General features: G+C 65.7%; 11 protein-coding genes. All 11 read right to left on the bottom strand.

Translation table 11 applies throughout. The features are described 5' to 3' along the window. Window positions 1–13: 13 nt before the first annotated feature. The 11 genes from lpxD to dnaE all read right to left on the bottom strand — a co-directional run bounded on the left by lpxD (window position 14) and on the right by dnaE (window position 14816). The gene (gene lpxD / locus DES45_RS19230; RefSeq protein ID WP_114771664.1) at window positions 14–1087 is read right to left on the bottom strand and encodes a UDP-3-O-(3-hydroxymyristoyl)glucosamine N-acyltransferase; all 1074 of its coding nucleotides are present in this window, start codon (window positions 1085–1087) and stop codon (window positions 14–16) included. Window positions 1088–1129: 42 nt separating this feature from the next. Next, window positions 1130–3523 carry an outer membrane protein assembly factor BamA gene (bamA, locus tag DES45_RS19225; protein WP_114771663.1) on the bottom strand — a complete coding sequence of 798 codons (2394 nt, stop codon included), beginning with the start codon at window positions 3521–3523 and terminating at the stop codon, window positions 1130–1132. 163 nt (window positions 3524–3686) lie between these two features. Then, on the bottom strand, window positions 3687–4850 hold the full coding sequence (gene rseP / locus DES45_RS19220; protein WP_114771662.1) for an RIP metalloprotease RseP: 1164 nt from the start codon (window positions 4848–4850) through the stop codon (window positions 3687–3689). Further along, window positions 4850–6055: a 1-deoxy-D-xylulose-5-phosphate reductoisomerase gene (gene dxr, locus DES45_RS19215; RefSeq protein WP_114771661.1), complete on the bottom strand. Its 1206-nt coding sequence runs from the start codon at window positions 6053–6055 to the stop codon at window positions 4850–4852. The genes rseP and dxr overlap by 1 nt, the downstream gene beginning before the upstream one ends. Before the next feature lie 4 nt (window positions 6056–6059). After that, window positions 6060–6917, bottom strand: a complete 858-nt coding sequence (locus DES45_RS19210) for a phosphatidate cytidylyltransferase (RefSeq protein WP_114771660.1) — start codon at window positions 6915–6917, stop codon at window positions 6060–6062. A gap of 2 nt (window positions 6918–6919) precedes the next feature. Beyond that, the gene (locus DES45_RS19205; RefSeq protein ID WP_114771659.1) at window positions 6920–7687 is read right to left on the bottom strand and encodes an isoprenyl transferase; all 768 of its coding nucleotides are present in this window, start codon (window positions 7685–7687) and stop codon (window positions 6920–6922) included. Between the two features lie 30 nt (window positions 7688–7717). Further along, window positions 7718–8278, bottom strand: coding sequence for a ribosome recycling factor (frr, locus tag DES45_RS19200; RefSeq protein WP_114771658.1), 561 nt, complete (start codon window positions 8276–8278; stop codon window positions 7718–7720). A 57-nt stretch (window positions 8279–8335) separates the two neighbouring features. Further along, window positions 8336–9049 carry a UMP kinase gene (gene pyrH, locus DES45_RS19195; protein WP_114771657.1) on the bottom strand — a complete coding sequence of 238 codons (714 nt, stop codon included), beginning with the start codon at window positions 9047–9049 and terminating at the stop codon, window positions 8336–8338. Window positions 9050–9121: 72 nt separating this feature from the next. Further along, a complete protein-coding gene (gene tsf, locus DES45_RS19190; protein ID WP_114771656.1) occupies window positions 9122–10051 on the bottom strand; it encodes a translation elongation factor Ts in 930 nt (309 codons plus the stop codon). A 109-nt stretch (window positions 10052–10160) separates the two neighbouring features. Beyond that, window positions 10161–11177: a 30S ribosomal protein S2 gene (locus tag DES45_RS19185; RefSeq protein WP_114771655.1), complete on the bottom strand. Its 1017-nt coding sequence runs from the start codon at window positions 11175–11177 to the stop codon at window positions 10161–10163. Between the two features lie 168 nt (window positions 11178–11345). Next, window positions 11346–14816 (bottom strand): DNA polymerase III subunit alpha, encoded by a 3471-nt coding sequence (gene dnaE / locus DES45_RS19180; RefSeq protein WP_114771654.1) that lies wholly within the window; start codon window positions 14814–14816, stop codon window positions 11346–11348. Window positions 14817–14891: the final 75 nt, after the last annotated feature.

Here is a 14891-nt window from a genome sequence, read left to right as displayed (position 1 = left end):
CGCGAGCGTCTTCTCAGGAAGACGCGCCATCGTCCCTGGCGGAATCGCTGGAATCGCCGTGCGATGCAAGTTTTTTCAGGGCGGTGATCTCACGGAACCACTCGCGGACGGGACGGGCCGGGATGCCGCCCCAGCGTGCGCCGGCCGGGACATCGCCATTGACGGCGCTCGTGGCCGCAATCTGAGCCCCCATGCCGACCCGGACGTGCCCCTTCACGGCCACCTGTCCACCAAGGGCCACGTAGTCCTCGATGGTGGTCGAGCCAGCGATGCCGACCTGGGCCACAATCACGCAATGTCGGCCGATCACCACGTTGTGGGCGATCTGCACCAGATTGTCGATCTTGGTGCCCTCGCCGATCACCGTATCGCGGCTCGCCCCGCGGTCCACGGTCGAGTTGGCGCCGATCTCCACGTCGTCCTGGATGATCACACGGCCGACCTGCGGCACCTTGAGGTGGCCCTGCGGCCCCATGGCGAAGCCGAACCCGTCCTGCCCCACCCGCACGCCGGGATGAAGGATGACGCGGTTGCCGATGAAGGCGTAGGAGACGCTCACGTGGGGTGCGATCGTGCAGTCCCGCCCGATCCGCACATGAGCTCCGATGACCGAATGGGCTCCGACGAGCGTCCCCGCTCCGATCTCCGCATAGGGACCGATCACGGCGCCGGGATCGACCTTGACCCCATGCTCAAGCCGAGCGGACGGATGAACGAAGGAACCGGGCGAGATTCCGGTCGCCGCGAAGGACGATTCGGGCCGCATGGCCGACGGAAAGAGCCGCGCCAGCACCTGCGCGAAGACCCGATAGGCTTGCGGTGTGACGAGAGCAACCGTCGTCGCCGGCACCTTGGCGGCGAAGCGCGGCGTGACGAGGCAGGCGGCGGCCTTCGTGGTGCCCAGCGCCCCGACATAGGAGGCGTTGTCCATATAGGCCAGGTCCTGCGGACCGGCGGTTTCCAGGGGCGCAACCCCATGAAGCAAAAACTCCCCGTCGACGCCGTCGGGGAGTGCTGCATTCGCCATCTCCGCTACCTGACGCAAGGTAAGCGCCTGGCTCTGCGGGAAGAAAGTCGTGTCTGTCATGAACCAAAAGCGAGGGCGCCTTCGCGGCGCCCTCTCCAATCGTTAGAAGCGTGTGCCACCCGAGAAGCGGAAGGCCTGGGTCCGGTCGCCGCCGATCCGGACGCCATCCGGTCCAACGATGCCCTCTTCCTTCGAGAGCGCGAAGGCGTAGTCGAAGCGGATCGGGCCAAGCGGCGAGCTCCACAGGAGCGATGCGCCGACCGACGAGCGGATCTTCTTGCTGTCCAGCACATTGATGCAGTTCTGCGGAACGTTCGGGTTCTGCACGCAGGGAGCGATCGGATCCAGAATGCTGCCGCTGCCCGTGGTGTCGAACCGGGTCGGCCCTTCGTAGCCATAGAGCGTACCGGCATCGGCGAACACGGCACCCTTCAGGCCGAGATCCCGCGGCAGGCCGAAGATCGGGAACTGCACCTCAAGCGTACCGCCGAAATAGGTGGTACCGCCGATGGCGTTGGCACGCGAATCCAGGCTTGAGATGTCGCGCGGGCCGATGCCGTTGGTGGCGAAGCCGCGGACCAGCGACGGGCCCATGAAGAACTGATCCACGATGCGCAGGTTGCCGCCGGAGCTCGTGCCGTTGCCATTGTCGCCGAAGCCCATGATGTGGCCAGCCTGGACACGGGCGATACCGACAACATCCTCGAACAGCTCGCGGTAGTAGCGCGCATCTCCGGTGGCGCGGAAATAATGGGAGTCACCGCCGAGACCGGCAAAGTCGGTCTTCGCTTCGGCATAGAACCCGTTGCGCGGATCCTTCACGTTGTCGAGGGTGTTGTAGTTGAAGGTCAGACCGGCGAGCGAGGTCAGGGTCTTGCCCTGCGATTCCTTGATCGCCAGCGACGCCTCGCCGTTGCCTTCGCAGAAGAAGCGGTTCGGCAGGCCCGCACCGGGGGTGCCGGCCGGGTTGATCTGCGTATAGCCAGGCAACGGAACCGAGCAGTCGTTGTAGGGCTGCTTGTAGTCGTTCGGGATCTCAAGATCCTGCTGGAACAGCGAGTAACGCAGGGTCAGCGTGAACTCTTCCGTGAACGGCAGGCCGAGGCGGAGCTGACCGCCGGTGACGCGGTTCTCGTAGCGCGAGTACTTGGTCTGGTCGCTGAACTTCGAGAACAGGTCGATGCCGGCCGACATCCGGTAGCCGAGGAAGTACGGCTCGGTGAACGAGAAGTCGATGCCGTTCGTGCGCTCGCCGAGCTGGCCCGCGACGCGGACGAACTGGCCACGACCGAGGAAGTTCGACTCGCTGACCGCAACCTCGCCGATGAAGCCATCGGCCGTCGAGTAGCCACCGGAGATCGAGAAGGCGCCGGTGGACTGATCCTCCACGTCCACGTTCACGACCACGCGGTCGGGCGCGGAACCGGGCTCGTTCGAGATCCGGACCCGCTTGAAGTAGCCGAGGTTGTTGAGACGACGCTCCGCGCGGTCGAGCAGCACCTTGTTGTAGGCGTCGCCCTCGCCGAGATCGAACTCGCGGCGGATGACGTAGTCGCGGGTGCGGGAGTTGCCGCGCACGTTGATGCGCTCGATGTAAACCCGCGGACCCTCTTCGATCACGTAGCCGATGTTGATCGTCTGGCTCGCCGGATCACGGGTGCCGACCGGACGAACCTGAGCGAAGGAATAGCCGCGACGGTTGACGCTCGTAGTGATGTTCTGGAGCGACCGCTCGACCGAGTCCGCATTGTAGACGGAGCCCGCCGAGGTGGCGACGCTGCCCGCGACCGACTCGGACGTGATCTCGGGAATGCGCGAATCGACGTTGACGCTTCCGACGCGATACTGAGGACCTTCCTCGACCGCGATGGTCACGATGTAGCCGCCGGCATTCGGATCGAACGTGACGTCGCTGGAGACGACGCGGAAGTCCGCATAGCCGTTCTTGAGGTAGTAGCGGCGGATCAGCTCGAGATCGTTCGCGATGCGATCCGGGTCGTAAACGTCCGAGGTCTTGAGGAAGCTCAGGATGTTCGTCTCGGTCGTCGTCATGATTCCGCGCAGGCGGCTCGACGAGATCTGGCTGTTGCCGACGAAGCGGATTTCCTTCACGCCCGTCTTGTCGCCCTCGTTGATCGTGTAGACCACGTCGACGGTGCCGTTCGGAAGATCGACGATCCGCGGCGTCACCTGGGCCAGGCCGCGGCCGGAGCGCTGGTAGACCTGGAGAATGCGCTGAACGTCGGCATCGACGGTCGCTTGGTTGTAGGGAGCACGGGCGCGGACCTGGAGGTCGCCCTCGATCATGCCCTTCTCGACCCGCTTGTTGCCCTCGATGACAACACGGTTGACGATCGGCCCCTGAGCGGCGGCAGCGCGGCGGCCCTGCTGAGCGAAGGCCGTATCGGCTGCGGTGATCCCAGCCATCAGCGCGCTCATTGCGATCACTGCGGTGGCAGCCGGTTTCCTCCGGCGTGGCGTGGTCGTCGACATCATCAACTGGCCCGTTCTTTATATCTGTCCATCGCGGGTTCCCCCGCCGGCTGGGAATACGTGCCCCAACCTTATCGGTGCGGTACCGCTTGTACAAACTTTCGCCGTCATTGCAAACGGCGCTTTCCCCAACACAGTAGCATTTTTAACGGGCGTGGCGTTCGTGTCACGTACCCTTGGCCATGAAACTTGTCCCAAGGTGAACAAGATCATTCCAAGTGGCAAAAAGCATAAGCATTCCAACGATTGCGAAGCCGATTCTAAAGCCGATTTCCTGGGCTTTCTCGCTCAAGGGGCGACCGCGAACGGCCTCGATGGCGTAGAACAAAAGGTGCCCGCCATCCAGCAACGGAATGGGAAAAAGGTTAATGAGGCCTATCGAGACGGACATGAAGCCGATCAGGCTGACCAAGCTGTAGACGCCCCCGACATCAAATGCCGTACCAGAAGCCCTCGCGATCCCGATCGGGCCCGAGAGCTGGTCGGCCGATTCCCAGCCCATCACGAGGCGGCGCAAGAAGTTCAGGGTCCGGTCGACGAGATTCCAGGTCTCGACCGCACCGGCCTTGATCGCCCCCCAGGGCGAATAGGAGATGCGCTTGATGGCCGAGGGGTCCTTGGACGCCTCGACTCCAAGGAGCCCGATGCGCTGCTTGCCGAACGGCGTCGTGCGCTCGACAAAGTTGGGGACAGCGCTCAGCGCGACTGTCTGGCCTCCCCGATCGACGGTGAAGGACAGGCTCTCGCCGGCGCTGGAGCTGACGAGGAGCTGCATGTCGGCAAAGGTCTCGATTCGCTTGCCGTCGATGGCGACGATCAGGTCCTTGGGCTGGAAGCCGGCCTTCTCGGCGGCGCTTCCCGTCTGGACCGCCTCGATTCGGGGCTCGAGGACCTGACGGCCGCTGAAGTAGTTGAAGCCCGCGAAGATCGCGATTGCCAGAATGAAGTTCGCGATCGGCCCGGCCGCCACGATGGCGGCGCGCTTCGCCACGTTCTGGTGCGGGAAGCTGACGGCCCGCTCCTCCGGCGACATCTCCTGCATCTGGTCGGCATTCGGAACGCTGGCGGCATTGAGGTCGCCCACGAATTTCACGTAGCCGCCGAGTGGGATCGCCGAGAGCTTCCAACGGGTGCCGTGCCGGTCGGTCCATCCGAAGAGTTCCGGCCCGAACCCGACCGAGAAGGCGGTCACGCCGACGCCGCAGCGGCGGCCGACCCAGAAATGGCCGAGTTCATGGAAGAACACCACGACGGTGAGCACCACCAGGAAGGAGATCAGGGTCAGGAACAGGGACCCCGTCGCGCCTGTGATCGTTGCAAGCAAGTCCATTATCGTCTCTTTCCTGCTCCGAGGAGCGGCTTCGCCTCGGCCGGGCCGGAAAGCACCTGCCGGGCCATGTCCCGCGCCTCCTCATCGATCGCCAAAGCATCAAGGACGGTCGCCGGAACAGTCATATTGTTTCTTTTCAAAAACGTCGAGCAGACAGTCTCAACGCATTCGGAAATCCCGTAGAATCCGATACGTCCGGTCATGAAGGCCTCGACGGCGATCTCGTTCGCCGCATTCAGCACCACCGGCATCGCTCCGCCGGCGCGAAGCGCGGCTCTGGCAAGGGCGAGACACGGGAAACGGGTCTCGTCCGGCTGCTCGAAGGTTAAGCGCCCAATCGCGGCAAGATCGAGACGCGGCAGGTCCATGGGCAGCCGCTCATGATGCCGCAGGGCATTGGCGATGGGGACCTTCATGTCCGGCAGGGCGAGCCCCGCCGTGACGGCGCCGTCGCTCCACTGAACGAGCCCGTGGACAATCGATTCCGGATGGACGAGCACGTCGAGCCGGTCGGGCTCGAGCCCGAACAGGTGGTGGGCCTCGATCAGCTCCAGCCCCTTGTTCATCAGGGTGGCCGAGTCGATGTTGATCTTGTTGCCCATGGACCAGACCGGATGGGCAGAGGCTTCCGCTGGGCTCGCCTGGGCGATCCGCTCCCGCGTCCAGGTGCGGAACGGGCCGCCTGAAGCGGTGATGACCGCCTTCTCCACATCCCCGTTCCGGCCTGCCGCGAGGGCCTGGTCGAGGGCATTGTGCTCGGAATCGACCGGCATGATCGTGACGCCCAAGCGGTTCGCGTCCGCCATGAAGGCAGCACCGGCGCACACGAGGCTTTCCTTGTTGGCGAGCGCCAGCCGCCTCCCCGGCTTCAAGGCCGCATGGGTCGGGCGCAGGCCCGCGGTGCCGCTGATAGCCGCGAGAACCAGCTCCGCATCCCGCTCGGCCGCCTCGATCACGGCGCTGCTCCCGGCGCCGCCGGCAATCCCGGTCCCCGAGAGCGCCCCCTTCAGGTCGGAACCCGCTTTCTCGTCCGCCAGGGCCGCGAACCTTGCGCCCAGCTTGCGGGCGACCTTGGCGAGCGCCTCCGCATCCCGGCCACCGACGACGGCCTCGACCCGGAACTCGTCGCGATGAGCCAGCACCACGTCGGCGGTCGAGCGCCCGATGGATCCCGTCGCGCCGAGGATGGTCAGGGATCGTGTCATACGCTCAGGCTGCCAGTTGGATGATGAGGAGAACGAGGCCCATGATGAGGGCAACGGCCCAGAAACCGTCGAGGCGATCCATGACGCCGCCGTGCCCAGGAATAAGATGGCTCGAATCCTTCACATCGCAATGGCGCTTGAGCGCAGATTCGCCGAGATCGCCCAATTGGCTTGCGACCGAGGCGATTGCGGACAGGATGATGGTGTTGCGCAGGCTGAACGGGTGCACGAGACCGAGAGCCTGGGCGCCCCAGGCGACCAGGAAGCCCGCCAGGGTGCCGGCGACCAGTCCTCCGCCGAAGCCCGACCAGGTCTTCTTGGGGCTGACGGCCGGCCAAAGCTTCGGCCCGCCCAGAGACCGGCCCGTGAAATAGGCCGCGATATCGGTCGTCCAGACTACCGCGAACATCCAGAGCAAGCCGAGTAGCCCGAGATTGGGGTGCTCGCGGACGATCGGCGGCACGACCACGATCACGACCGCATAGAGAAAGCCCGTCGCCGCCCAGAGCCGGCCGGTGCCGCCCCGCGCCAAGAGGGTACCGACGACCAGGAAGGCCATACCGGCAAGGACGGATGCAGTGAAGCCCATACCGGTCATGAAGAGCACGGTCAGGACCGCAAAGCCGATGCCGAACACCGCCTGCACGGGGCGCAGGGGCTCGACCTTGGTCATGTTGGTCCATTCGACCATCATGGCGATGCCGGCGGCGAGCCAGAACAGGGCGAAGGCCCACCCGCCCAGATAGGCGGCAACCAGCGCGAGGGGAATGAGAACGATGGCGGAAGCCACCCGGGTGACCAGTTCCTTCGACGGAGATCGTCTGGCGGAATCGGGCAGAGAGGAGCCTTCCTGGGCAGCCATGGTCACCCCGTCCGGGCGCTGAGGCCGCCGAAGCGACGGTCGCGCCTGCGGTATTCGGCCAGCGCGGCGCGGAATGTCGCCTCGTCGAAGTCCGGCCAGAAGTCGGGAATGAAGACGAACTCCGAATAGGCCGTCTGCCAGGTCAGGAAGTTGGAGATCCGCTGCTCGCCGGAGGTTCGGATCACGAGATCCGGATCGGGAATGCCCTGCGTGTCGAGGGCGCGCTCCACCGTCTCCATGTCGATGGCTTCCGGGTCGAGGGTCCCGGCCTTCACCTGCCGCGCGAGTTCGCGCATGGCCTGAACGATCTCCTGCCGACCGCCATAATTGAAGGCGATCACCAGGGTCAGGCCGGTATTCGAGCGTGTGAGCTGCTCGGCCTCGTCGAGGAGCATCCCGATGTCGGGCGAGAGGCCCTGCCGCTCACCGATGATTCGCACACGGATGTTATTGCGGTGGAGATCGGCAAGATCATGCCGCACGAACCGCTTCAGAAGGCCCATGAGGTCGGAGACCTCCTGGGCGGGCCGGCGCCAGTTCTCGGCCGAGAAGCTGTAGACCGTCAGGTACTGGATGCCGAGATCGCCGGCGGCGCGCACGGCGCGCCGGATCGCCTCGACACCCCGCCGATGGCCCTCGAGCCGGGGCAGCCCACGCTGAGCCGCCCAACGGCCGTTGCCGTCCATGATGATGGCCACGTGCGCAGGCAGGCCCTCGCCTTCCGGCTGACAGGCGAGGACGGAGGCCGACCGCTTGGCTTCACCACTCATGATTTCTTTCCAGATGCAGGACCGAACCGGTCAGACCTGCATGATTTCCTTTTCCTTGGCCGCAACGAGATGCTCGACCTCGGCCACGAACTGGTCCGTGGCCTTCTGGACCTGGTCGGCATGACGCTTGCCGTCGTCCTCGCTGATCGCGTGGTCCTTCTCCAGCTTCTTCAGCAGGTCCAGACCGTCGCGGCGGACGTGGCGGATGGCGATGCGGGCCTCCTCGGCATATTTGTGGGAGACCTTCACCATCTCCTTGCGCCGCTGCTCGTTCATCTCCGGAATGCGCAGGCGGATGACCTGCCCTTCGGTCTGCGGGTTCAGACCGAGGTCCGACTCGCGGATCGCCTTCTCGACGGCGTTGACCATGCCGCGATCCCACACCTGCACACTCAGGAGGCGGGGCTCGGGAACGCTGACCGTCGCCACCTGGGAGATCGGCAGAAGGGAGCCGTAGGCGTCGACCTGGATCGGGTCGAGCAGGTTGGGCGACGCGCGACCCGTGCGCAGGCTGCCCAGGTCGTTCTTGAATGCGTTGATCGCGCCCTGCATGCGGCGCTTGATATCCTCAAGGTCGAAAGAAGTGGCCATCGGGTCCTGTCCTTACGCGAACGATTCTAAAGGGCTTACGCTGAGCGCGCCCTGGCATCAAGGGGCGACGACGGTGGAAGGAACTTTGCCCTGGAGAATTGCCGTGACGGAACTCGGAGCATGGACCGAGCCGACGATGATGGGCAGGCGACTCTCCCGGGCGAGCGCGAAGGCCGCCGTGTCCATCACCTTCAGGTCGCGGGCGATGGCCTCGTCGTGGGTGATGCGGTCGTAGCGGATCGCGTTCGGGTCCTTCTTGGGGTCCGCCGAGTAGACGCCGTCCACCTGGGTGGCCTTCAGGACCGCGTCGCAGCGCAGCTCCGCCGCACGCAGAACGGCGGCCGTGTCGGTGGTGAAGAAGGGATTGCCGGTTCCGCCCGCGAGCACGACCACCTGTCCCTTGTCGAGGTGGTGCAACGCCGGCTGGCGGGCATAGGTCTCGCAGATCGTCGGCATCGACACCGCCGACATGGTGCGGGCATCGACGCCGGCCGCATTCAGGGCCGTCTCGATGGCGAGCGAGTTCATGACCGTGCCGAGCATGCCCATGGAATCCGCCGTCGGACGGTCGATCCAGCCGGCGGCGCTCATGCGGGCCCCGCGGATGATGTTGCCGCCGCCGATCACGAGGGCGATCTCGAATCCGGCGCGGGTCGCGTCCGCCAGGTCCTGAGCCAGCCCCGACAGGGTCTGGGGATCGAGCCAGTATCCGTCCGGGGCCATCAGGGCCTCTCCGGAGAGCTTTACCAGGATGCGCCGAAACTGTGTCACTGTCTGACCCTCTTTTCAAACCTTCTCATGAAAACGGCGGCCCGAGAGCCGCCGTTTTGCGTGAGGTCTGCTTTAGGCCTTGAGCCCGGCCTGTGCGGCCACTTCGGCCGCGAAGTCCGGAGCTTCCTCCTTCTCGATGCCCTCGCCGAGGGCGAAGCGGACGAAGCCCTTGAGGGCGACCGGCTTGCCGGCCTTGGACTCGGCCTCCTTGAGGACCTGCGTGACGCTCTTCGACGGATCGTGCACGAAGGACTGCTCGAGGAGGGTGACCTCCTTGTAGTAGCTCTTCAGGCCGCTCTCGACGATCTTCTGCAGCACGTTGTCCGGCTTACCGGCGTTCTTCTCGCGCAGGATCGCGCTCTCGCGCTCGATCGTGGCGGCATCGATGCCGGAAGCGTCGACGGCGACCGGGTTCGTCGCCGCGATGTGCATCGCGATCTGACGGCCGAGGTTGCCGAGCACGGTCACGTCGCCTTCGGACTCGAGCGCCACGAGGACGCCGATCTTGCCGAGGCCTTCGGTCACTGCGTTGTGGACGTAGGACGAGATCAGGCCCTTCGAGACCTCGAGCTTCGCCACGCGGCGCAGCGTCATGTTCTCGCCGATGGTGGCGATCAGCTCCTGCAGGCGGTCCTTGACCGTGGTCTGCGAGCCGGGGAAGTGGGCGCCTTCGAGCGACTCGATCGTGCCGTCGCCCATGAGGGCGATCTTGGCGGCCTCGCGGACGAAAGCCTGGAACTGGTCGTTGCGGGCGACGAAGTCGGTCTCGGAGTTGACCTCGAGGATCGTGGCGGTGTGACCGGCGGACTCGACGGCGACAAGGCCCTCGGCGGCGACGCGGCCGGCCTTCTTGGCGGCCTTGGAGAGGCCCTTCTTGCGCAGCCAGTCTACAGCGGCTTCGATATCACCGTTGGTCTCGTTGAGGGCCGTCTTGCAGTCCATCATGCCGGCGCTGGTCTTGTCGCGCAGCTCCTTCACCATCGCAGCGGTAATGTTCGCCATGGCTCATCCTTTCACAGGTTTACGCATATAGGGAGCCCGGCGCTCAGGGAACGCCGGGCTCGATCAATTTCTTCAGGCGGCGCCGCAATGTTCGCAGCGCCAGCGGGCCTTACGCCGCCTCGATCATCGACCGGGCCTGACCGAGCCAGCCGTCGCGCTCGACGCGGCCGTTCAGCTTCAGGTCCTTGTCGAGCTGGGCGACGTCGCCCGGCTGCATGGCGGCCAGCTGCCAGTAGTGGAAGATGCCGGCTTCGTTCAGCTTCTTCTCGAGCTGCGGGCCGACGCCGTTCAGCTTGGTGAGGTCGTCCGGAGCGCCGCGGGGAGCCGCGAGACGCTCGAACTGCTCGCCCTCGTAGGCCGCCGGAGCCGCGTCGTTGGCCGGGAGCTCCTCGGCCACCGGGTTCTCGGACTCGCCGATGTCGATGCCCATGGCACCGGCGCCGCGGGAGATGCCGTCAAGAGCGGCGCGGGCGATCAGGTCGCAGTAGAGCGAGATCGCGCGGCCGGCGTCGTCGTTGGCCGGGACCGGGAAGGTGATGCCGTCCGGGTCGCAGTTCGTGTCGACGATGGCGGCAACCGGGATGCCGAGGCGCTTGGCCTCCTGGATCGCGAGCTGCTCCTTGTTGGTGTCGATCACGAAGATCAGGTCGGGCGTGCCGCCCATGTCCTTGATGCCGCCCAGGGCGCGCTCAAGCTTCTCCTTCTCGCGGGAGAGCATCAGGCGCTCCTTCTTGGTCAGGCCCTGGCCGCCGCCGGCGAGGATCTCGTCGACCTTGCGCAGGCGCGAGATCGAGCCGGAGATCGTCTTCCAGTTGGTGAGCATGCCGCCGAGCCAGCGGGAGTTCACGTAGTACTGGGCCGAACGCTTGGCCGCGTCGGCGACAGAATCGGCAGCCTGACGCTTCGTGCCGACGAAGAGCACGCGGCCGCCCTTGGCCACCGTGTCGCTGACAGCCTGGAGGGCGCGGTGCAGCATCGGAACCGTCTGGGCGAGGTCGATGATGTGGATGTTGTTGCGGGTGCCAAAAATGTACGGACCCATCTTCGGGTTCCAGCGGTGGGACTGGTGGCCGAAGTGAGCGCCAGCCTCGAGGAGGCTGCGCATCGAGAAATCAGGAAGCGCCATTGTCTATTCTCCGGTTAAGCCTCCGCGGAGCAGTGGACCGGTCGACCGGCCACCGGGATTGCCTCAGGACATGAGGACAGGCTCCGCGTGTGGGATGCGGCGCATATAGGCGGAAAGATAGGGAATTGCAAGCAGGTCGTCCCTCCCCGGACGGAAGGGACGAGCGGCTCAATTCATATGCACGTCCACCACCCCCGGGACGGCCCGGATGGCGCCGGCGATCTGGGGGGTGGCCATGTACTTGCCCGGGAGCCTGACCTCGACCTCCCGGTCGCCCTCGTCGAGAATCAGCACGAGGGAGACCTCGCCCTCGCCGCGCGCCTTGAGGCGCTCGAACACGCTGCCGATGGGGCGCTCGTCGCGCAGGAAGATCCGCATGCCCTTCTGGTGCTTGGCAACGGCCTCCTCCAGGGGCTCGGCCATGCCGATGCGCGCCCTCACCTCCTCGCCCTCGAGCCCCGCCTGGAGCATGAGGACCACGGCGCTGCCGGGTTCCAGGACGTCGCGCAGGCGCTGGAGCCCTTCCGAGAAGATGATGGCCTCGTACTGCCCGGTCTGATCCGAGAGGGTGAGGATGCCCATCTTGTTGCCGGTCTTGGTGCGGCGCTCCTGCCGGTCGAGGATCGTGGCGGCGACCCGGCCCACGGAGTTGCCCGCCCGCACCGAGCGGCTGAACTCGGACCAGGTCTGAACCCGGAGCTTCTTCAGGAGGTCGCCGTACTCGTCGAGGGGGTGGCCCGACAGGAAGAAGCCGACCGCATCGTATTCCCGCTGGAGCCGCTCTGCGGCCGGCCAGGGCTCGTAGTTGGAGATGCGCAGGGGCACGTCGGCGGCCGCGACGCCGCCGAACATGTCGATCATGCCGCCGTTGGCCGCCTCGTGCGACTGCTGGGCGAGGCTCATAATCGCGTCGATGGAGGCGCAGGCCTTGGCCCGGTCGGGCTCCAGCTCGTCGAAGGCGCCGGCCGCGATCAGGTTTTCGAGCGTGCGCTTGTTGAGCATGCGCGGGTTGATGCGCCGGGCGAAATCCGAGAGGTCCTTGAAAGGCTTAGTCCCCCTCGCCTCGACCACTGCCTCGATCGCCTGCCGCCCGACGCCCTTCACGGCGGCGAGGGCGTAGAGGATCTGGCCTTGGCCCTCCTCGTCGTAGATCACGTCGAAGACCACGCCCGAGCGGTTGATGGAGGGCGGCACCACCTTGAAGCCGAGGCGCTGCGCCTCGCGGCGGAATTCCGAGAGCTTGTCGGTATTGTCGAGGTCGAGCGTCATGGACGCGGCCAGGAACTCGACCGGGTAGTTGGCCTTGAGGTAGGCGGTCTGGAACGCGACGAGCGCGTAGGCGGCGGCGTGGCTCTTGTTGAAGCCGTAATCGGCGAACTTGGCGAGAAGGTCGAAGATCTCGTTGGCCTTGGCCTTGTCGATTCCTCCTTCTTTCGCACCCGACACGAAGCGCTCGCGCTGCGCGTCCATCTCGGCCTTGATCTTCTTGCCCATGGCGCGGCGGAGCAGGTCGGCGTCCCCGAGGGAGTAGCCGGCGAGGACCTTCGCCACCTCCATCACCTGCTCCTGGTAAACGATGATCCCGAAGGTCTCGCGCAGAATCGGCTCCAGCTTGTCGTGCGGGTACCAGTCCGCCTTGTTGTGCTCGTCCTTGCCGAGCTTCCGGGCGCAGTAGACCGGGATGTTGGCCATTGGGCCCGGGCGGTAGAGCGCCACCAGGGCGATGATGTCCTCGAAGCGGTCGGTCTCCATCTCGACCAGCGCCTTGCGCATGCCGACCGATTCCACCTGGAACACGCCGACCGTCTCGCCGCGTCGGAGCATCTCGTAGGTCTTGCGGTCGTCGAGCGGCAGGGCAGAGAGGTCGATCTCGATGCCCTTGCGCTTGATGAGATCGACGGCGGTGCGGAGGACCGTGAGGGTCTTGAGGCCGAGGAAGTCGAACTTCACGAGGCCCGCCTGCTCGACCCATTTCATGTTGAACTGGGTCACCCGCATCCCGGTCTTCGGGTCTCGATAGAGCGGCACCAGTTCCTGAAGCGGGCGGTCGCCGATCACCACGCCGGCCGCGTGGGTCGAGGCGTGGCGGTGGAGCCCCTCCAGCTTCTGGGCGATGTCGAGCATGCGCTTGACGACCGGCTCCTCGTCGATAGCCGCCTGCAGGCGCGGCTCGCCCTCGATGGCCTGGGCGAGGGTCACGGGATTGGCCGGGTTCTGCGGCACGAGCTTGGTGAGCTTGTCGACCTGCCCATAGGGCATTTCCAGCACGCGGCCGACGTCGCGCATCACGCCGCGGGCGAGCAGGGTACCGAAGGTGATGATCTGCGCGACCTGCTCCTCGCCGTAGCGCTGCTGCACGTATTCGATGACCCGCTCACGCCCTTCGACGCAGAAATCGATGTCGAAGTCCGGCATCGAGACACGTTCCGGGTTGAGGAAGCGCTCGAACAGCAGGGTGAATCGCAGGGGGTCGAGGTCGGTGATGGTCAGCGCATAAGCGACGAGGGAGCCCGCACCCGAGCCGCGGCCTGGACCGACGGGAATGTCGTGGTCCTTCGCCCACTTGATGAAGTCCGACACGATCAGGAAGTAACCGGGGAACTTCATCTTGCGGATGATGCCGACCTCGAAGGCGAGGCGGTCGCGGTAGTCCCGCTCCGTCAGTCCCGGCGCCGGACCGTGCGCCGCGAGGCGCTTGGCGAGCCCCTCCTCCGCTTGGCGCTGCAGCTCTTCGCCCTCGTCCAGCGCGGCGGCATCGGGGCCGGTGCCGAAATTCGGCAGGATGGGCTTGCGGGTCCGCACCCTGGTCGAGCAGCGCATGGCGATCTCGACGCTCGACTGGAGGGCATCCGGCAGATCCGCGAACAGCTCCATCATCTGCTGTCGGGTCTTGAAGTGATGCTCCGGCGAAACCCGGCGGCGGTTGTCGTCGGAGACGATTCGTCCCTCCGCGATGGTGAGCAGCGCGTCATGGGCCTCGTAGTCGCCGGCGGATGAGAAGAACGGCTCGTTGGCGGCCACGATGGGCAGGCCGTTGCGATCGGCGAAGGCGAGGAGTTCGCCCTCGACCATTCGCTCCGAATCCAGATTGTGGCGCTGGATCTCGACATAGAGTTGATGCCCGAAGGCATGCTTGAGAACGTCGAGCCGGGCCTGGGCCAGCTCCGGCCGGCCTTCGCGCAACGCACTGTCGAGCGGGCCCGTGAACCCGCCCGTCAGGGCGATCAGCCCCTCGCAGTGCCGCGCCAGATCCGGCGCCGCCACACGCGGGGAATCACCGAGCGGCACGCCGAAATAGGCGTGGCTCACCAGGCGCATGAGGTTGCGGTAGCCCTCCTCCGTCTGCGCCAGCAGCACGACGTTGGACGGCTGCGGCACGATCCGGGCGACCGGGTCCGGCTCCTCGAAGCAGACGGAAAGCTGGACGCCCGCGATGGGCTGGATGCCGGAGCCCGCGAGCTTTTCGGAAAATTCGAGGGCACCAAAGAGATTGTTGGTGTCCGTCAGGGCCAGCGCCGGCTGCTTGTCGGCCGCCGCCAGCTTCGCGAGCTGCGCGATCTTCAGCGCTCCCTCGAGAAGCGAATACGAGGAATGCACATGCAGGTGGACGAAGCCGATATCTTGAAGAACGCGCGCCATGAACCGAAACTCGAGACAGGCGCCTAGTGTGACACGATTCTCCCCAAGCGGTCGTTACCGACGGTTGGGGAGAAA

Origin of the sequence: Microvirga subterranea (genome assembly GCF_003350535.1) — a bacterium.
GTDB lineage: Bacteria > Pseudomonadota > Alphaproteobacteria > Rhizobiales > Beijerinckiaceae > Microvirga > Microvirga subterranea.
Note: the sequence above shows the minus strand (reverse complement) of the source record. Positions and strands in the feature narration are given on the sequence as shown.